The 17,084-nt window shown below is 74.0% G+C and carries 21 protein-coding genes; 9 read left to right on the forward strand and 12 right to left on the reverse strand.

Features of this window, described 5'->3' with window-relative positions:
• Positions 1–144: 144 nt before the first annotated feature.
• Entirely contained in the window at positions 145–1,314 is a 1,170-nt protein-coding gene (locus ACFW6A_RS18615) for an outer membrane lipoprotein carrier protein LolA (RefSeq protein ID WP_386641505.1), read from the forward strand.
• 78 nt (positions 1,315–1,392) lie between these two features.
• Here the strand turns inward: ACFW6A_RS18615 and ACFW6A_RS18620 are convergent, their stop codons facing one another.
• From ACFW6A_RS18620 to ACFW6A_RS18640, 5 genes are all read right to left on the reverse strand, one after another.
• Positions 1,393–2,697, reverse strand: coding sequence for a M28 family metallopeptidase (locus tag ACFW6A_RS18620; RefSeq protein WP_351844726.1), 1,305 nt, complete (start codon positions 2,695–2,697; stop codon positions 1,393–1,395).
• A gap of 367 nt (positions 2,698–3,064) precedes the next feature.
• Positions 3,065–4,030, reverse strand: coding sequence for a HEAT repeat domain-containing protein (locus ACFW6A_RS18625; protein WP_351844728.1), 966 nt, complete (start codon positions 4,028–4,030; stop codon positions 3,065–3,067).
• Positions 4,031–4,152: 122 nt separating this feature from the next.
• The gene (locus ACFW6A_RS18630) at positions 4,153–4,512 is read right to left on the reverse strand and encodes a hypothetical protein (RefSeq protein ID WP_351844730.1); all 360 of its coding nucleotides are present in this window, start codon (positions 4,510–4,512) and stop codon (positions 4,153–4,155) included.
• A 73-nt stretch (positions 4,513–4,585) separates the two neighbouring features.
• Positions 4,586–5,461 (reverse strand): helix-turn-helix domain-containing protein, encoded by an 876-nt coding sequence (locus ACFW6A_RS18635; RefSeq protein ID WP_351844732.1) that lies wholly within the window; start codon positions 5,459–5,461, stop codon positions 4,586–4,588.
• Positions 5,462–5,730: 269 nt separating this feature from the next.
• Positions 5,731–6,150 (reverse strand): ATP-binding protein, encoded by a 420-nt coding sequence (locus ACFW6A_RS18640; protein WP_386476305.1) that lies wholly within the window; start codon positions 6,148–6,150, stop codon positions 5,731–5,733.
• Between the two features lie 136 nt (positions 6,151–6,286).
• Between ACFW6A_RS18640 and ACFW6A_RS18645 the strand changes: the two genes are divergently transcribed.
• Genes ACFW6A_RS18645 through ACFW6A_RS18660 form a run of 4 tightly spaced genes read left to right on the forward strand, consistent with a single transcriptional unit; the run spans position 6,287 to position 7,917 of the window.
• Positions 6,287–7,147 (forward strand): helix-turn-helix transcriptional regulator, encoded by an 861-nt coding sequence (locus ACFW6A_RS18645; protein ID WP_351844736.1) that lies wholly within the window; start codon positions 6,287–6,289, stop codon positions 7,145–7,147.
• Positions 7,144–7,260: a DUF397 domain-containing protein gene (locus ACFW6A_RS18650; RefSeq protein WP_386641508.1), complete on the forward strand. Its 117-nt coding sequence runs from the start codon at positions 7,144–7,146 to the stop codon at positions 7,258–7,260. The genes ACFW6A_RS18645 and ACFW6A_RS18650 overlap by 4 nt, the downstream gene beginning before the upstream one ends.
• Positions 7,261–7,286: 26 nt before the next feature.
• On the forward strand, positions 7,287–7,475 hold the full coding sequence (locus ACFW6A_RS18655; protein WP_386641511.1) for a DUF397 domain-containing protein: 189 nt from the start codon (positions 7,287–7,289) through the stop codon (positions 7,473–7,475).
• Positions 7,476–7,497: 22 nt separating this feature from the next.
• Positions 7,498–7,917 carry a hypothetical protein gene (locus tag ACFW6A_RS18660; RefSeq protein ID WP_351844738.1) on the forward strand — a complete coding sequence of 140 codons (420 nt, stop codon included), beginning with the start codon at positions 7,498–7,500 and terminating at the stop codon, positions 7,915–7,917.
• 9 nt (positions 7,918–7,926) lie between these two features.
• Here ACFW6A_RS18660 and ACFW6A_RS18665 read toward each other — a convergent pair whose 3' ends face one another.
• Complete coding sequence (locus ACFW6A_RS18665) at positions 7,927–8,730, reverse strand: MerR family transcriptional regulator (RefSeq protein WP_386641514.1); 804 nt, start codon at positions 8,728–8,730, stop codon at positions 7,927–7,929.
• Positions 8,723–9,265: a VOC family protein gene (locus ACFW6A_RS18670; RefSeq protein WP_351844741.1), complete on the reverse strand. Its 543-nt coding sequence runs from the start codon at positions 9,263–9,265 to the stop codon at positions 8,723–8,725. Before ACFW6A_RS18670 ends, ACFW6A_RS18665 begins: the two co-directional genes overlap by 8 nt.
• 115 nt (positions 9,266–9,380) lie before the next feature.
• Between ACFW6A_RS18670 and ACFW6A_RS18675 the strand changes: the two genes are divergently transcribed.
• The gene (locus tag ACFW6A_RS18675; RefSeq protein WP_351844743.1) at positions 9,381–9,956 is read left to right on the forward strand and encodes a YdeI/OmpD-associated family protein; all 576 of its coding nucleotides are present in this window, start codon (positions 9,381–9,383) and stop codon (positions 9,954–9,956) included.
• Positions 9,957–10,017: 61 nt separating this feature from the next.
• On the opposite strand, the gene ACFW6A_RS18680 is transcribed toward ACFW6A_RS18675, so the two are convergent.
• Positions 10,018–12,246 carry an FG-GAP repeat domain-containing protein gene (locus tag ACFW6A_RS18680; RefSeq protein WP_386641518.1) on the reverse strand — a complete coding sequence of 743 codons (2,229 nt, stop codon included), beginning with the start codon at positions 12,244–12,246 and terminating at the stop codon, positions 10,018–10,020.
• A 198-nt stretch (positions 12,247–12,444) separates the two neighbouring features.
• On the opposite strand from ACFW6A_RS18680, the gene ACFW6A_RS18685 reads away from it, so the two are divergent.
• A complete protein-coding gene (locus ACFW6A_RS18685) occupies positions 12,445–13,143 on the forward strand; it encodes an alpha/beta fold hydrolase (RefSeq protein WP_351844747.1) in 699 nt (232 codons plus the stop codon).
• Positions 13,144–13,170: 27 nt separating this feature from the next.
• Here the strand turns inward: ACFW6A_RS18685 and ACFW6A_RS18690 are convergent, their stop codons facing one another.
• Positions 13,171–13,593, reverse strand: a complete 423-nt coding sequence (locus ACFW6A_RS18690) for a hypothetical protein (protein WP_351844749.1) — start codon at positions 13,591–13,593, stop codon at positions 13,171–13,173.
• 87 nt (positions 13,594–13,680) lie between these two features.
• Here ACFW6A_RS18690 and ACFW6A_RS18695 point away from each other — a divergent pair, with 87 nt between their 5' ends.
• Complete coding sequence (locus tag ACFW6A_RS18695) at positions 13,681–14,064, forward strand: VOC family protein (protein WP_351844751.1); 384 nt, start codon at positions 13,681–13,683, stop codon at positions 14,062–14,064.
• 167 nt (positions 14,065–14,231) lie between these two features.
• A complete protein-coding gene (locus tag ACFW6A_RS18700; RefSeq protein WP_351844753.1) occupies positions 14,232–14,723 on the forward strand; it encodes a DUF1203 domain-containing protein in 492 nt (163 codons plus the stop codon).
• A gap of 33 nt (positions 14,724–14,756) precedes the next feature.
• On the opposite strand, the gene ACFW6A_RS18705 is transcribed toward ACFW6A_RS18700, so the two are convergent.
• The 3 genes from ACFW6A_RS18705 to rarD all read right to left on the reverse strand — a co-directional run bounded on the left by ACFW6A_RS18705 (position 14,757) and on the right by rarD (position 17,067).
• Positions 14,757–15,224 carry a VOC family protein gene (locus tag ACFW6A_RS18705; protein WP_351844755.1) on the reverse strand — a complete coding sequence of 156 codons (468 nt, stop codon included), beginning with the start codon at positions 15,222–15,224 and terminating at the stop codon, positions 14,757–14,759.
• Positions 15,225–15,274: 50 nt separating this feature from the next.
• The gene (locus ACFW6A_RS18710; protein ID WP_386641523.1) at positions 15,275–15,937 is read right to left on the reverse strand and encodes a DUF4291 domain-containing protein; all 663 of its coding nucleotides are present in this window, start codon (positions 15,935–15,937) and stop codon (positions 15,275–15,277) included.
• A gap of 62 nt (positions 15,938–15,999) precedes the next feature.
• Positions 16,000–17,067: an EamA family transporter RarD gene (gene rarD / locus ACFW6A_RS18715; RefSeq protein ID WP_386641526.1), complete on the reverse strand. Its 1,068-nt coding sequence runs from the start codon at positions 17,065–17,067 to the stop codon at positions 16,000–16,002.
• Positions 17,068–17,084: the final 17 nt, after the last annotated feature.

Raw genomic sequence — 17,084 nt, forward strand, 5'->3', positions numbered from 1 at the left:
AGCGGGCCCTAGGGGCGGGTCATCCCGGAGTCGTACGCGAGGTTGAGCCCGGGGGCTGACGATTCCGGGTGGCCGCCCTGGTGGGATGGGTACATCGACCAGGGGCCCAGGCGGCCCGCGGAGGGCACGGAGGGATCGCAGACCATGGCAGCACAGCGAAAGACGAGCCGGTACGTCGTCCCGGTCGCGGTGGCCGGCATCGCCGCCGCGACCATCGGACTGGTCCCGGCGCTCGCCGCGTCCGGCGACCCGGACCTGCCGGAGATCACCGCGCAGCAGCTCATCGAGAAGATCGCCGCCTCGGACACCCAGACCCTGTCCGGCACCTTCAAGGTCTCCACCGACCTCGGTCTGCCGGCCTTCGACGGCCTGCTCGGCGGCCTCGCCGGCGGCGCGGCCGGCGGCGGCTCCGGCGAGGGCACCGCCGACCCGTCGGCGCAGCTCACCAAGCTGGTGTCCGGCACCCACACCCTCAAGATCGCCGCCGACGGCCCCGAGCGCCAGAAGCTGACGCTGGTCGACGGCGAGGAGCGGTACAGCCTGGTCCACAACGGCGACGAGGTGTGGGCCTACGACTCCGCGTCGAACGAGGTCTTCCACGAGAAGGGCGTCGAGGAGGCCGGCCGGGCCCCGGAGAAGGAGGTCCCGGCCTCGCCGAAGGCGCTCGCCGACGAGGTCCTGAAGGCCGCGGGCGACACCACCTCGATCACGGTCGGCGGCACGGCGAACGTCGCGGGCCGCGACGCGTACCGCCTGGTGATCGAGCCGAAGCAGCAGGGCTCCACGGTCGACTCGGTCACGATCGCGGTCGACGCGGCCACCGGCACCCCGCTCAAGTTCACCCTCGACTCCACGAGCGGCGGCAAGCCGGTCGTTGACGCGGGCTTCACCAAGGTCGACTTCGGCCGGCCGGCGGCCTCGGAGTTCGACTTCGCCGTCCCGAAGGGCGCGAAGGTCACCGAGGCCGACGACGTCGAGAAGGAGCACGGCGGCAAGGCCCCCGAGGATCTGGAGAAGGCCCTCGGCGACTTCGGTCTCGGCGGCGCCGGGCAGAACGGTCCGGAGATCGTCGGGGAGGGCTGGACGGCCATCGCGGCCTTCGACACCGGCGAGGCCGCCCCGAAGACGGAGGACGCGCCGAAGGAGGCGCGGGGCTTCCTGGACGCGCTCGGCGACGAGGTGAGCGGGAAGTTCGGCTCCGGCACCGTCTTCAAGACCAAGCTGGTCAACGCCCTGATGACGGACGACGGCAAGGTCTACGTCGGCGCGGTCACGCCGCAGGCGCTGGTGGACGCGGCGAACGCGGCGAAGTAGCCGGGGAGTTGGTGGCCCGGGCGGGTCGGGGAAGGTCACCGACCCGCCCGGGTGGCTTGCGGGCCGAGGCCCGGCGGCTTACGGGAACGTGAGCTTGAACCCGTTGATGTAGCCGGTGTCGGAGGACGCGGTGTCCTGGACGCGCAGCTTCCAGACGCCGTTGGCGACCTCGGAGGAGGCGTTCACGGTGAAGGTCTGCTGGATGTTGTCGGCGCTGCTGCCGGTCCGGTTGTGCAGGTTGTAGACCGAGCCGTCGGGGGCGATCAGGTCGACGATCAGGTCACCGCGCCAGGTGTGGACGATGTCCACGCCGACGGCGAGGGCGGCCGGCGCGTTGCCCGTGACGCCGGAGACGGTCACGGAGGAGGTCACCGCGGCGCCGTTGTCCGGGATGGCGACGTCGGCGGTGTTCTCGAAGACCGTGCCGGTGGGCGGGGTCGTGGTGGTGCCGGACAGGGTCCAGATCGCGTGCGCGACGGCGTCGCTGTTGCGGTCCAGGGCCGTGTCGTTGATGTTCGCGGTGGTGTCGCAGGAGGAGTGGTAGCAGCGGTCGAAGGCCGTGGCCGTGCCGCCCCACTTGGACACCTGGGCGCTGGTCTTGACCCGGCTGGCGCCGGTGAACAGGCCGCCGACGGGGATGCCCACGTTCTTGAAGGAGGCGTGGTCGGAGCGCCCGTCGCCCTCGGTCTCGATCTCGGTCGGGACCCCGAGGCCGGCGAAGTAGTTCTTGAAGGTCGTCTCGATCGTCGGGTCGTCGTCGTAGACGAAGTAGCCCGGGTTCGGCGAGCCGATCATGTCGAAGTTGAGGTAGCCCTTGAGCTTCGCGCGCTCGGTGGTGGCGAGGTTGTTCACGTAGTGCTTGGAGCCGACGAGGCCCAGCTCCTCCGCGCCCCACCAGCCGAAGCGCAGGTGCTTGCCGGGCTGGTAGCCGGAGCGGGCGACGGCGAGCGCGGTCTCCAGGATCGCGGCGGAGCCGGAGCCGTTGTCGTTGATGCCCGGGCCCGAGCTGACCGAGTCGAGGTGCGAGCCGGCCATGATCACCTGGTTCGGGTCGCCGCCCGGCCAGTCGGCTATCAGGTTGTAGCCGGTGGTGCCGTTGTACGTGAACTGCTGGACGGCCGTGGTGTATCCGGCCGCGTCCAGCTTGGCCTTCACGAAGTCGATGGACGCCTTGTAGCCGGGCCGGCCGTGGGCGCGGTTGCCGCCGTTGGCGGTGGCGATCGACTGGAGGTCGGCCAGGTGCTGCTTCACGTTGGCGACCGGGATGTCCGGCGCGGCGGTGGCGCCGGCGGGCGCGGCGGTGGCCGGCGCGGCCCCGGCGAGGGCGCCGAGGACGAGGGCCGTGGAACCGGCCAGGGCAGACAGTCTCGCGGAGAGCTTCATGTGGGGGCTCCGGATTCCGAACGGGGATGGGACGGAACGTACGAGCGCCTCGCGCCGTGGGTGACGCGAGGCGTTGGAGCTGTGCGGGTGGTGCCCGCAGGGGTGTGATGGGATCCCCGCGGTAGGTGTGCGCGTGCTGAATGCTCAGTGAAGTGACGATGTCCCGTCAAGACCTCAATCCGGTCAGGGCAGTTCGCTCAGCGGACGTTCCCCGGCGCGCGCCCCGCCCGCCACCCGCGAGCCGCCCCCGGAACCGGCCCTTCCCGTGCGGCGCCGGAAGCGGCTCCTCGTGTACGGCGCCGTGGCCGGCCTTCCCGTACGGCCCCCGCGCCCTCGGGGCCCGCTCACGGCTGCGCGCCGGCCCTGCTCACTCCTCCGTGAGCAGGGCCACGGCCGTGCGCACGGAGGCGACCGGGTCGTCGGCGAGCAGGGCCAGTACGACCTCCGCCTCGGGCGTCCCGCACGCGACGAGGCCGTCGACGGACGCCTCGCGGACGACGGCGGAGGGGTCGCGGCCGAGGGCCACGAGGAGGGCGGCGGCGGCCTCGGTGCGCCGGAGGGAGAGGGCCACCGCGACGGTCTGCCGCACCTCGGTCACGGCGTCGCCCGCCAGCTCCCGCAGCAGCCCGTCCGCGCCGGGCGTCGACCACTCGGCCACCGCCCGGGCGAGTCCCCGCCGGACCCCGGGGTCCGGGTGGGCCGCGAGCGGCGCGAGCCGCTCCACCGGCCCGCGCCGGCGGAGCCCGTACCAGCGCAGGGTGTCGAGCAGCGCGTCCGTGTCCGCCCGCTCCTCGGCCCGTCCGAGCCGCGCGAGCAGCACGCGCGAGGCGGGCGCGGGTCCGTCCAGCGGGTGCGGCCGCCGCTCGCGCAGCCGCCGCGAGCCGTACGTGCCCGGCTGCACGCACCCCGCGCAGACACAGGGCGCGACCCCGTGCGCCCCGGGGAAGTGCCGCCACCCGGCGACCTGCCGCACCGCCCGCACCTGCCGCACCTCGGCCCGCGCCACCGCCCGGGGCAGGAACACCTCCCAGCCGAGCGCCCCGTCCCCCAACTCCGTCATCCGCCGCACCGCTTCGGCCGCCGTGACCTCCTGGTCGCTCCGCCCGTACCGCCCCACGGCCACCGGCTCCCCGTCCGGCAGCCGCACGTGCACGGCGACGAGCCCCCGGGACCCCCGCCGCCGCCCCAGCTCCCGCAGCCACTGGTGCGTCAGCGCGTACGAGGCCAGCACGGGGAACAGGTACACCCCCCGCCGCTCCCCCCGCGCCTTGATCCCGCTCCGCCGGATCGCCGCCGCACCGGCGGCGGGGGTGAGGTGCACGAAGGTCGCCATGCGGTGATGCTAGATCGCGTGCCGAAAGGGGGTCCCGGCCCGTGGGCGATCACGGCTCACGGGGCGGGGAGACCTCGCGGAGGAGCGGTGCGCGATGCCGGCGAGGGCGTGACCGTGGTCCGTCACCGGAGGTCCAGGGGGGCCCACGGCAGCGCCTCCCGCCACCCCCGCCGGTCGTGGGCCCAGTCCATCATCAGCTTGGCGGTCAGCGCTTCCGGGCCGAACGCTTCGTGGAGCCTCGGAACGTGGGCCTCGTAGTGCTTGTCCGCACTGCCCGCGCGGTACTCGACCTGGTGGCTGAGGTCGTCGTTCAGGTACACCTGGAAGTAGTGCTGACCCACAGGCGCCAGATCGAGTCTGTCCAGGATCACGAACCGGTGCGACAGGCTCATCCCGGCCAGCAGGTCGTGCAGAGCCTCCTCGGTCGGATCGTCCACGGTACGACCGCTCTCTTCAACCGCGCGCAGCACTGGCTTCAGCATGCGCCCGACTGTATCGACCCGCGGGACGCACCCGCAGACGGTGCGCTTCCCACAGCAGCTCCGGGGCCGGGGCTCAGGCGGCTGCCGGGGCGGCCTCCGCCGCAGCCCGGCACCCGTCGCACCGGCCCGGTTCCGGGGCGCGGTGGGCGCGGTCGCAGTCGTCGCAGTTCTGGAGGGGATCGGGGGCGGCCGGCCCGGCGGGCACGGCGGGGAGGGGCGGCGGCAGGAGGGCCGTCAGCCGGTACGCCAGCAGCCCCGCCGGGTACGCGAGGCCGGGCGGGAGGTCCGCGCAGAGCGTGCGGCGGACGGCGTCGGGATGCGCGCCGCGCTCCAGCCAGGCCGTCACCCCGGGAGCCAGTCGCCGCACGTCCCGCTCCGACAGCAGCAGCCGGGGCTCGTGAGCGCGGAGACCGCAGAGCAGCTCGGCGGCGGGGCCGTGCTCCGCGGTGAGCGGCGGCTCGCCGGGGCGCGCGGGGGCGGCCGGGGTGGCCGGGGTGGCCGGGGTGGCCGGGGGAGGGGCGGGTGCCGGTGGCGCCTCGTGCGCCGTGCGCGTCTCCTGCGGCTCCGGGGTCTCCCGCGGCTCCGGGGTCTCCCGTACGGCGTCGGGGTCAGCCCCCGGCCTGTTGTGCGAGATCGTGAGCGGGACGAACCGGCCGTCCGGCAGCCGCTTCCGGGGGCGCGAGAGGAAGCCGGCGGCCTCCAGCTCCCGCAGGGCCGCCGCGATCCTCATCTCGCTCATCCCCTTCGTCCGCGCCGCGAGCGCCTTGATCCCGACGGACGTCCCGGCGGGCAGCGACTGGATGATGACGGCGAGTCCGATGGCCTGGACGGTCAGATCGGGATGCTGGGCGAGGTCGTTGCTGATGACGACGTACCGGCTGGTCAGCCGGACGTTGCGGTGAACGAGCCCGCGGGCGCGCGAGGGCGCGTTAGGGTGCTGGATAGCCACGGGAAGGGTCTTGGTCTTCCTAGTCGGTGAGACGGCCCTTGACCGGGAGTGGAGTTTCGGTCGGGGGCCGTCGCATTTCACGGGGGAATGGCCGGAGCATATGCCAGGCAAGCCGCCCCGAATCCAGCCCAGTTGGCACAGATCACCCATGTGAGTGACGGGCTCCCGGCGGGGAGGTGGGTGGGGTGGGGAAGGGTACTTCCCCGGTCTTTTACGTCTTTGTGTCGCGGGCCACCGCGTCGCGGAAATCCGCGACGCGGCGGAGGCCGTCACGGCAGCGGCAACTCGGCCCAGACGGTCTTCTGCGGGGCGGGCCCCGGACGCACCCCCCAGGTGCGGGCCAGCGCCTCGACGATCAGCAGCCCGCGACCGTTCTCGGCGGCGGGGGAGCCGCCGCCGGTGAGCGGTACGCGGTCACCCCGCGTGTCCGTCACCTCGATCCGGAGCGCCGACCCCGTGACGATCGTCCTGAGCCGGAAGTCCCGCCCCGGCACGTGCCCGTGCGTCACGGCGTTGTTCGCCAGCTCGGCCACGATCTGCTCCGCCGCGTCGAGGGAGTCCTCCAGTCCCCAGGAACGCAGCTGCTCGACGGCGAGCAGCCGCGCCAGCCGGGCCCCTCGGGGCGTCGAGGAGAACTGGAGGGTGAAGTGGCGTGCGGTCGCCATGAGTTGGCCGGTTTCGGGGTTCATGGAACCAAGCGTGGCGACCTCTGCCTACGCTTCCCACCGGAAACGCCCTTACGTACGGTTACTGTCCCGTGGCTGTCCTGGGCTGTCCCCCGTTGTCCCGGGCGATGCAGAGAGGCGGGTGCGTGTGGACGCGGAGGTGAACACCAAGGTGAACGCGAAGACGGAAGGGCCGACCTGGGATCTGGCTCCCGGTGACGACTCCGGCGCGGCGATCGTGGTCATGATCGGACGCCAGATCAAGGCGTGGCGGGAGGCGAAGGGACTGCGGGCGGTCGAGCTGGGGCGGTTGATCGGCTACGGCGAGGACATCGTCCGCAAGGTCGAACGCGGAGCCCGTATCCCGCGTCCCGAGTTCCTGGACAAGGTGGACGAGGCCCTGGGGGCGAACGGCCTCATCGCGACCATGAAGCCGGACGTCCTGAAGGCCCGGTACCCCAAGAAACCGCAGAGCTTGTCGAAACTGGAGGGCCAGGCGGTCGAGTTCTCCATGTACACGATCTTCTGTCTGCACGGCCTGCTCCAGACCGAGGACTACGCGCGAGCGATCATGCAGACCTTCCGCCCGCTGTACCAGCCGAAGGAGCTGGAACGGTACGTGGCCATCCGGACGGGGCGGCAGCGAGTGCTGCGGCGGACTCCCGCGCCGGAGTTCAGCTTCGTAATGGAGGAATGGGCGCTGCGGCGGCCCGTCGGCGGGAGGGAGGTGATGGCCCGGCAACTGGAGCACCTGCTGGAGGTCGGGGACATGCCGAACGTCGAGATCCAGGTGATGCCGACGGCGCACGCGCGGCACCCGGGGCTGTCCGGGTCGGTCCACCTCCTCAAGTTTCCCGACGGCTCGGCGGCGGGTCGCTCCGAGGACCTCAACGGGAGCCGTCCGACGACTGACCTCAAGGTGCTCAGGTCCCTGGAGCTGCGGTACGGCATCATCCGCAGCCAGGCGCTCACACCGGCGGCGTCGCAGGACTTCATCCGGAACCTGCTGAACGAGACGTGACCCGACCGGCGTTCCAAGGCTCCGTCCGCGACTCCAAGGACACCACCGGCCCCCGGCTCGCCTTCGGCCCGTCCGCGTGGGTCAGGTTCGTGGCGTACAGCTTGGGGAAGTAGCCGCGTAACCGACCTGAGGAGCGGACGTGAACCGTACCCCCGAGCTGGACTGGTTCAAGAGCAGCTACAGCAACGGTGGCGGCGAGACGTGCGTCGAGGTGGCGAACACCCCGGGCACCGTCCACGTCCGCGACTCCAAGGACACCACCGGCCCCCGGCTCGCCTTCGGCCCGTCCGCGTGGGTCAGGTTCGTGGCGTACAGCCGGGGGGAGTAGCGGGCGCCCCTAGGGTGTCGGCATGTCACTGGGTCACATAGTGCTCTCGACCGGTCGTCGGATCCGGCTCGACGAAGTGTGGATGTCCTCGACGTACGGGGGGATGCTGGAGGGCTACCCGCACCGGCGGGTCAACGACTGGAAGGTCGACTGGCTCCGGAAGAGGGCGGAGCGCACGTACTCCTCCATGGCGGTCCATCTCGTTCCGCCCGGCCGTGCGTACCCGGACCGGGCCGCCGGTCCCTCCGGGCCCGTCGAGCTGCTGCCCGCCGTGATGTGCGTCGGCGCCTTCGACTCCGCGCCGCTCGACGGGGCCATGGACGGGTCCTCCCTCGTCGTCGCCTGGTTCCAGCACGAGCCGCGGGTACCGGCGGGCGAGGACGCCGACGCCGGGCTGCGCGGCATCCGGTGGGAGGAACTGGCGCGGGACTACGAGCTGTAGCGCCGCCGCCTACCGCCAGGTCGCCGTGTCGGGGTCGATGCCGTGGGCGCGGGCGCTCGCGTCGACCGCGCGGCGGAACCAGGACGCCAGGCCGGGGCGGATCGTGTCGTAGTGCGCGGCGAAGCCCGGGTCCGACTCGTACGTGCGGGCGAGGCAGACCTGCATCTCCCTGGTGAGGGGGAAGTACGCGGCGAAGGCGGCGCGGTGGCGCTCGACGAGGGCGTCGGCCTCCGGGGTGCCGGGGGCGACGCCCGCCTCCATCGCGGACGCGAGGTCGCCGTCGAGGGCGGCCGTCGCGGCGGTGACGGCCCGCCACTCCTCGGGGGTGCGGGAGGCCGCGCGTTCGGCGTACTGGCGCCACTGGGCGGTGTCCCCGTACCGCGCGCGGGCCTTCGCCGGGCCCTCCGGGTCCCAGTCGGGGCCGAAGATCCCGGCCTGCTCCTCGACGGTCAGCGGCAGACCGCGCTCGTGGGCCTCGATCATCCGGTCCAGGCCGGCGCCGAGCCGCTGGAGGCGCTCGACGCGGTCGGCGACCTGGGCGCGCTGGGCGCGCAGCGCGGCCGGGACGTCGGTGGCGGGGTCGTCGAGGACGGCCCGGATCCGGTCGAGGCCGAGGCCGATCTCGCGGTAGACGACGACGCGGTGGAGGCGTTCGAGGTCGGCGGCTGTGTAGAGGCGGTAGCCGCCCGCCGTGCGCAGCGAGGGGCGGGCCAGGCCGATCTCGTCCCAGTGGTGGAGCGCGCGGACGGTGACGTCGAGGCGGGCCGCGACCTGACCGACGGTCAGGCCGGCGGCGCCGGTGGTGTCAGGCATGCCCCTCATTGTCGCCGCGGCCGGTGGTCGGGCCGGTGATGCCGATGGCGGCGAGGTTCCGCGCCTCCTGGGTGCCGGGGTCGTAGGGCTTCGCGGCGGTGAGGACGATCCGGGCGTTCTCGGGGGTGATCACCTCGATGTCGCGGGTGTTCCACGGGGTGTCCCGGGGGCTGTCGGCGGAGACCGAACCGGGAAGGACGGCACGGCAGTCGGCGAGCAGCCCGTCGATCTGGCCGAGCACGCAGGAGAAGCCGACGCTCATCGCCGGGGGCTGCTCGGGGACCGCGTCCGCCTTGACGAGCAGGACGTCCTGGAATGCCCAGCGGCGCAGGTGCACCAGCGTGCCGGGAACGGAGAACAGCTCGAAGAAGCCGAGGCCGCGGGTCCAGAAGTCCACGGAGGCGGCCAGGTCGGTGGTGGGGACGGAGACGAAGGCGGGCATGCCGTAGATGCCGCGGAAGGGCTCCGGCGGCACGGCGTCGGGGCCGGGGGCGGGTACGGGGCTCAGCTCGAAGGCGTCGTAGAGGTCGCTCATGGCCCCCACCTTTCAGCCTCCCGCAACGTGAGGGTCAAGCCCGGCGGGAAGGCCCCGTGGGGAAGTCCGGCGGGAAAGCCCGGCGGTGCGGCGTCGACTGTGGTTCGCTGCGGGGATGACCCAGGACTTGGAGATCGTCGCGTTCGCATCGGCGGAGGCGTTCGAGGCGTGGCTCGGGGAGCACCACGGCGACTCGCCCGGCCTCTGGCTCAAGCTGCGGAAGAAGGGGCCGGGGGTCGTCGCGCTGGACTACGCCCAGGCGCTCGACGTGGCGCTCTGCTACGGCTGGATCGACGGGCAGAAGGCGAAGTTCGACGACCTGTGGTGGCTCCAGCGCTTCACCCCGCGCAAGCGGAACAGCAGGTGGTCGAAGATCAACCGGGACAAGGTGGCGGCCCTGACCGCGCAGGGCCGGATGCGTCCGCCGGGACAGGCCGAGGTCGACCGGGCCAAGGCGGACGGCCGCTGGGAGGCGGCGTACGACAGCCCCAGGACGGCCACCGTGCCGGACGACCTCGCGGCCGCCCTGGCCGCCGAGCCGGCCGCGGCGGCCTTCTTCGCGACCCTCGGCGGCTCGCAGCGCTTCGCGGTCCTCTACCGCGTCCAGGACGCCAAGCGGCCCGGGACCCGCGCCCGCCGCATCGAGGAGTTCGTGGCGATGCTGGCGAGGGGCGAGAAGCCGCGCCCGTGAGGGGACGCGAAGGGGAGGCCGCGCGGTGCCGCGGCCTCCCCTTCGTACCGTGCGGCGGGGATCAGAAGACGAAGTCCGAGGAGTTCGCGTTGATCTGGTCCAGGTACGTGACCTCGCCCGTGCGGAAGGGGGCCCTCCAGTCGCCGGTGCTCTTGTACAGCTTCGGCGACTGGGAGCTCCTGCCGGTGCCCACGAGGTCCGGGCGGCCGTCGCCGTCGGCGTCGCCGGCGGCGATCAGCGGACCGAACGCGTTCCAGCCGCCGCCGATCCTGGTGCGCGGCGCGAACGTGCCGTCGCCCCTGCCCAGGTAGAGCCAGAGGACGCCGTCCTTGTCGCGGGCGACGAGGTCGCCGGCGGCACCACCCGCGATGTTCCCGACGGCCGTGATGTCGTTGTGGACCCCCCAGCCGGTGCCGATCTTCTTGCGCGGGAGGAACGGCTTCGTGGCGCTGCCGGTGCCGGGGTAGAGCCACAGGACGCCGGTCCTGTCGGTGGCGAGCGCGTCCACGCGGCCGTCGCCGGTCAGGTCGCTGCCGGCCGTGATCTTGTCGTAGGCCTGCCAGCCGCCGCCGACCTGGACCCGGGCGGCGAAGTTGCCGGTGCCCTTGCCCTGGTACAGCCAGAGCACGCCGGACTTGTCGCGGGCCAGGAGGTCGCCGACCGGCGTACCGCCCAGGTTCCCGGCGGCCTCGATCCGGTCGTAGACGCCCCAGCCCGACCCGAGGGAGGTCCTCGCGCCCGCCTCGTGGAGACCGCGCTGCTCGTCGATCGGGCGGTAGAAGAGGTCCGTGCGCCACAGGCGGCCTGCGGAGTCCCGGCTGAGCAGGTCGGGGCTGCCGTTGTCGTTGAAGTCGTGCGGCTGGGCCTTGCGGACGACCTTGAACGCGCCGTGGGCGGTGACGGCCGGTCCGATGCCGTTGGTCGCCTCGCCGGTCATCTCCCAGGTGTAGTCGCCGTTGGCGACATCCTCGTCCCGGTTGTTGTCGACCCAGGAGAACACCGGTGCGTCGGTGGCGGGCTGGCCGGAGATCGTGTGGGTCTTCCCGGTCCGCACGTGGCGGACGGTGAGCTTCGGGTTCGCCACCTCACGGGACAGCGTCCACCGGAAGGTGAACCCGTTGGTCCGGTCGAGGTCGAGGACCGCCGGGGGCACGGTGGAGCCCGTGACGACGACCTCGGTGGGCTCGCCGGTCGCCGCGACCATCCGGGCCCCGATGGTGCCGTCGCCCGCGGCCTCGATCCGGTACATGCCCTCGCCCTGGCCGACGAGGCCGCCCCGCGCGTACAGGCTGCCGTCGGGGGCCGACGTCAGCTCGTAGGCGTGGTCGAGCACCTTCACCGTCGCCTTGGTGGTGATGTTGTAGGCGGTGATGGCGTGGGTGGTGCTCGGCTGGGAGAAGCCCATGCCGCCCTTCTGCCCGTACAGGACCCAGTCGCCGGTCAGGGCGATCTGGAGGGCGCCGGACGAGTACAGCGGGGGCACCTGGGCCTCCTGCACGGCGCCGGTGGCCCGGTCCGCGACGAGGATCCGGAGGCCTTCGGAGCCCGCCGCCGCGGGGGCGGTCCAGGCGGTGTGGGTCGCGGAGACCGCCTGCGCGTGGATCCCGGGGGCGGCGGGGGTGAGGACGCCGGTGGCGAGGTCGAGGAGACCCCACTGGCCCAGGCCGTTCCGGGTGAAGGAGACCTTGGCGTGCTCGGGGGTGGCGGGCGTGACCATGACCGTGGACGCGTCGGCGGGCAGGCCGGTGACCGTCACGGTGGGGACGTCGTCGACGTGCTTGCGGAGCACCGTGCCCGCCTCGGTCGTGACGGTCGTGAAGACGGCGTCGGCCGCCGCGCCCGCCCACCTCGGGTCACCGGGCAGGGTGCCGACGGCGACGTCGAGGACGCCGCTCGTCCGCAGGTTCCGCTGGGTGATCGTGCGCGAGCCCCGGAAGACCAGGAAGTCGGTCGTCGCCGTCGACCGCAGGTACACCGCGCCGTCGTACGCCTGCCCGGAGCCGTCCGTGTAGCGCCGGAAGGCCGTGTCGCCGGTGAGGCTGGAGGTCGTCAGGAAGCCGGTCAGGCCGGCGCCGGCGAGCGGGCTCGCCTTGGGGTACGCGATCGGGTCGGTGATCGGGTCGGCGGCTGGGCCCTCGGCCGCCGTCGTGCCCGCCGCGAGCGTCCCGCCCGCGAGCGGGGCGGCGTGCGCGGGGGCGGTCACCGCGGTCGCCCCGAGGGTGACGGCGAGGACGGTGGTGACGGCGCCGGCAAGCCGCCGTCGGGTCGAACGGGCCAGAAGCACGGGCATTCCTCCCCAGAACATCAGGCGCACCACGCGCCTCACCTCCTCAGACACCCAAGAGATCGAATGGTTGTATGCCTTCCGGGATTGTTTTCGGATCTCTTTTCGGGAGGGCGGGAGGGCCGTTCCCCGGGCCGCTGTCAGAGGGCCCCGGTAGCGTGCGGGCGGCAGCCGAACCGTCGCGCACCCGGGGAGCCAACCGTCATGGACATCCTGCTCATCGCCGGCCTGTGGCTCGACGCGTCCGCCTGGGACGGCGTCGTGCCCGAGCTGACCGCCCTCGGCCACCGGCCCGTGCCGGTCGCGCTCCCCGGACAGGGCGACGGGGACGCGTCCGCGACGCTGGAGGACCAGCGGGCCGCGGTGCTCGCGGCGGTCGACGCGGCACCGGGGGAGGTCCTGGTGGCGGGGCATTCGGCCGCGGCGACCCTGGCCTGGCTGGCCGCCGACGCACGGCCGTGCAAGGTCGCCGGGGTCGCGCTGATCGGCGGCTTCCCCGCCGAGGACGGCAGGACGTACGCCGACTTCTTCCCCGTGCGGGACGGCGTCATGGCCTTCCCCGGCTGGGGCCCCTTCGAGGGCCCGGACGCGGCCGACCTGGACGGCCCGGCGCGCGACCGGCTCGCGTCCGCCGCCGTCCCCGTCCCCGAGGGGGTCGCCCGGGGCGTGGTCCGGCTGACCGACGAGCGCCGCTTCGACGTCCCCGTCGTCCTCGTCTGCCCCGAGTTCACCCCCGCCCGGGCCGAGGAGTGGATCGCCGCGGGCGACAGCCCCGAACTCGCCCGCGCCCGCCACCTCACGTACACGGACCTCGACTCCGGCCACTGGCCGATGGTCACCCGCCCGGCCGCCCTCGCCCGGGCCCTCGCGGACGCCTGCCCGCCGCACCCGGCCGGGGCCTAGCCGGGCCCGTCAGGGGCAGGCCGGGGTCTAGTCGGCGGTCACGCCCCAGTAGCCGATCGCCGCGGGCTCGCCGTGCTCGTAGAGGACCGTGCAGCGGCCGAGGCCCCGGCGGGGGAAGAGGTCGAGGCCGGCGCGGAGGGCCGCCTCCCACTCCGCGGCGGTGGGCCTGCCGCCGGGGCACCACGCGCGGACCTCCCCGTCCGTCAACGGGCGCATGTACGGCCCCTCTTCGGGCTCCGTGGCGGCCACCGTGCGGATCTGGTCCAGGACGGTGGCGGTGCCGCCGGTGAAGACGAACTCGGCCCAGTCCTCGCTCCGCCACAGCTCCTCGACCGTGCGGCCGGTGAACCCCCGGTCGTCCTCGGCCAGTTCCGCCTCCTGCGCCCGCCGGAAGGCGGCCGGCAGGTCGCTGTCGTACGGACCCGTCTGCCACCAGCAGTCGCCACCCATGTCCCCGCCCCTCCCCGACACCGTCGTTCCGTGCGCGTCGCACAGTAGGGCCCGGGTACGACATCCGGTGCCCGTACGCTGGCGGGCATGGCATGCCGCATCAGTGAACTGGTCCTCGACTGCGCCGACCCCGAGCGGCTCGCCGCGTTCTGGAGCGAGGTCCTCGGGTACGCGGAGATCGGCCGGGAGGACGACGGGAGCATCGAGATCGGGCCGCCCGGCACCGGTTTCGGCGGCCCGCAGCCGACGCTGATCCTCAGCCCGAGCGCCGACCCCCGCCCCGGCAGGCTCCCCCTCCACATCGACGTCAGCCCGACCGACCGCGACCAGGACGCCGAACTGGCCCGGCTCCTCGCGCTCGGCGCCCGGCCCGCGGACGTCGGGCAGACCGGCGAGGAGGCGTGGCACGTCCTGTCCGACCCGGAGGGCAACGTGTTCTGCCTCCTGAGGCCGCGCGTCGACCCGGTCTGACCGGCTCACCGGCCGACCGGCTCACCAACTGACCGGCTGACCGGCTCACCGGCCGGCCGTCCGACCGCCGGGCCGGAGGGGCCGCCACCGGACGGCCGGCCGGGCGCGCCGAGCGCGGCGTCCGAATGCCGCCAGCGGGCCGCCCCGTTCCGGCCGAGGCTGGAGCCATGGACACCTTCACCCCACGGGCCGTCGAGCCCGCCGCCCTCGCCGCGCTCCGGGACACCGACGACGCCGGGCGCCCCCTCCGGCCGTACACCGCGGAGGAGGGCGGCGAGCCGCTGCGCTGCTGCCTGCGCCGGGCCCGCCCCGGCGAGTCCGTCGCGCTCGTCTCGTACGCGCCGCTGCGGCGCTGGGCGGCGGCGACCGGGGCCGCACCGGGGGCGTACGACGAGGTGGGGCCGGTCTTCGTGCACGCGCAGGAGTGCGCGGGGCCGGAGGAGCGGAAGCCCTCGGAGCCGTACCCCTTCGAGCGGGCGGGCGTCCTGCGGACGGTCCGCCGGTACGGCGCGGACGGCCGCATCCTCGGCGGGCGCCTCGTCGAACTCCCCGGCCTGGACGAGGCCTTCACCGAGGCCTTCGCCGACCCCGCCGTGGCCCTGGTGCACGTCCGCGCGGTCGAGTACGGCTGCTTCCTCTTCGAGGTGCGCCGCCCCTAGGACCCGTCCGGCCGTCCCCCCCCGGCGCGGCCGTCAGTGCACGCAGAACTCGTTACCCTCGGGGTCGGCCATCACCACCCACGCGCCGCCCGGCTCGGCGACCCGCCGCAGCACGGAGGCGCCCAGCTTCTCCAGCCGCTCCACCTCGGCGTCCCGGCCGCCGGCCGGGGCGTGCACGTCGAGGTGGACGCGGTTCTTCACGGTCTTCGCCTCGGGCACCCGCTGGAAGAGGATCCGCCGCCCCAGCCCGGCGCCGTTCTCCTCCGACACCGGGTCGTCCGGATGCCGCACGGCGGCGAGGTCGTGCCACCCCAGCCGCTCCTCCGGGTCCCCGGCGTGCACGGTGACGGTCGCCCCGGCCGGTACGGCCCCGGCGGCGAGCAGCTTCCCCACCAGCTCGCGGTGGTCCTCCTCCACGTACCGGAGGGCGGCCGCCCAGAACGCGGCCTGGGCGTGCGGGTCGGTGGCGTCGACGACGAGTTTCCAGTGCAGTGGCTCCATCCCCCACACATACGTGCCTCCGCCCGCACCCCGCCACCGGAATCCGGGAATCAGTCCGCCCGCACCCGGTCCAGCAGGCCCTCCGTCTCCGGATAGGGCGTCTCGGCCGGAAGCAGCCGGGCGGCGCCCGGCAGGTCGCCCGCGCGGACGAGGGCGTGCGCGCGGTGGGCGAGCGGGGTCACGTCGGTGACCGAGACCGTCCACTCGTCCGCGTACCGCCCCGCCGCCTCGCCCGCGAGCCCCAGCTGGAGCGAGCGGTACGGCAGCGGCGCCAGCCGCAGATCACGCTCCGGGTCCCACTGCACCCGCGCCGGCGCCCGCCGCAGCTCCCGCCGCCAGGCCTCCCGGTCGGCGTGGAGGCCGCGCTCGTAGTGGGACAGGCAGGCGCGGCGCAGCGCCCACTCGAAGCCCTCGCGGGTGATCTCCACGGCGAGGACCGTCTCCTGGCCCTCCTTGGTGCCCCAGCCGGAGCGGTACATCATCCACAGGAACGACGGCTTGATCCACGTCATCCGGTCCCGCTTCCAGGCGGCGGGGAACCGCCCGTCCCGCGCGGCGGGCAGGCCGATCTCCGGCCGGTACGCCTGGTAGACGGTGACCGTGGTGGCGGTGTGCAGCGCGCGGACGCGGCGCTCCGGCCCGGGCGAGGGCCCGGACGCGGAGGTGGGCACGGGTGGGGGTGCGGCGGCGGGTACGGGCACGGGTGCGGACATGGGGACAGCGTGGAGCCCGGTGCCGCCCCGGGCCGGCGGTTTTCGCGCGGGCCGGGACGGTGTCAGGCGCGGCCGTCGCCGGAGCCCGGGGCCGAGGGCGCCGGGGCCGGTGCGGTGGCCGGGGCCGGGGTCCGGAGGGTGCCGGCTTCCTCCGCGAGGCGTTCCGCGGCCTCCTTCGCGGCGCGGGCGATCTCCGCGCGGCTGCTGCGGGCGGTGCGCAGGGCGTCCCAGGTGAGGAGCGTGAGGGCGAGCCAGACCAGGGAGAAGCCGGCCCAGCGCTCCGGCGGCATGGCCTCGTGGAAGTACGCGACGCCCAGCAGGAACTGGAAGGTGGGGGCCAGGTACTGGAGGAGCCCCAGGGTGGACAGCGGCACCCGGATCGCCGCCGCGCCGAAGCAGACCAGCGGGATCGCCGTGACGACGCCCGTCGAGGCCAGCAGCGCCATGTGCCCCGCGCCCTCGGTGCCGAAGGCCAGCTCGGAGCGCGAGCCGAGGAGGACCAGGTAGCCCAGCGCCGGCAGGAACAGGACGGCGGTCTCCGCCGCCAGCGACTCCAGGCCGCCGAGGTTCACCTGCTTCTTCACCAGCCCGTAGACGGCGAAGGAGACGGCGAGGACGAGGGAGATCCACGGCGGGCGGCCGTAGCCCACCGCCAGGACCAGCACGGCCGCGAAGCCGATGCCGACCGCCGCCCACTGGGCCGGGCGGAGGCGCTCCTTCAGGACGAGGACGCCGAGCGCGATCGTCATCAGCGGGTTGATGAAGTAGCCGAGGGACGCCTCGACGACGTGGCCGTTGTTGACCGACCAGATGTAGAGGCCCCAGTTCACGGTGATGACGGTCGCGGCGAGCGTCAGCAGGGCCAGCTTGCGCGGGCTGGCCGCCAGCTCCCGCACCCAGCCCCAGCGCCGCAGCGCCAGCAGGGCGAGGCCGACGAAGACGAAGGACCACACCATCCGGTGGGCCAGGATCTCGCCCGCGCTCGCCGGCTTCAGCAGCGGCCAGTAGAGCGGGACCAGGCCCCAGATCGCGTACGCGGCCATGCCGTACAGCAGGCCGGCGCGGTTCTCGGTCCCCGCGCCCTCGCCCGTCGTGCCGGTCCCGACGACCGTGCCTCTTCCGCCGCCCATGAAAGCCTCCCGCCCTG

Origin of the sequence: Streptomyces sp. NPDC058758 (assembly GCF_042746075.1) — a bacterium.
Lineage (GTDB): Bacteria > Actinomycetota > Actinomycetes > Streptomycetales > Streptomycetaceae > Streptomyces.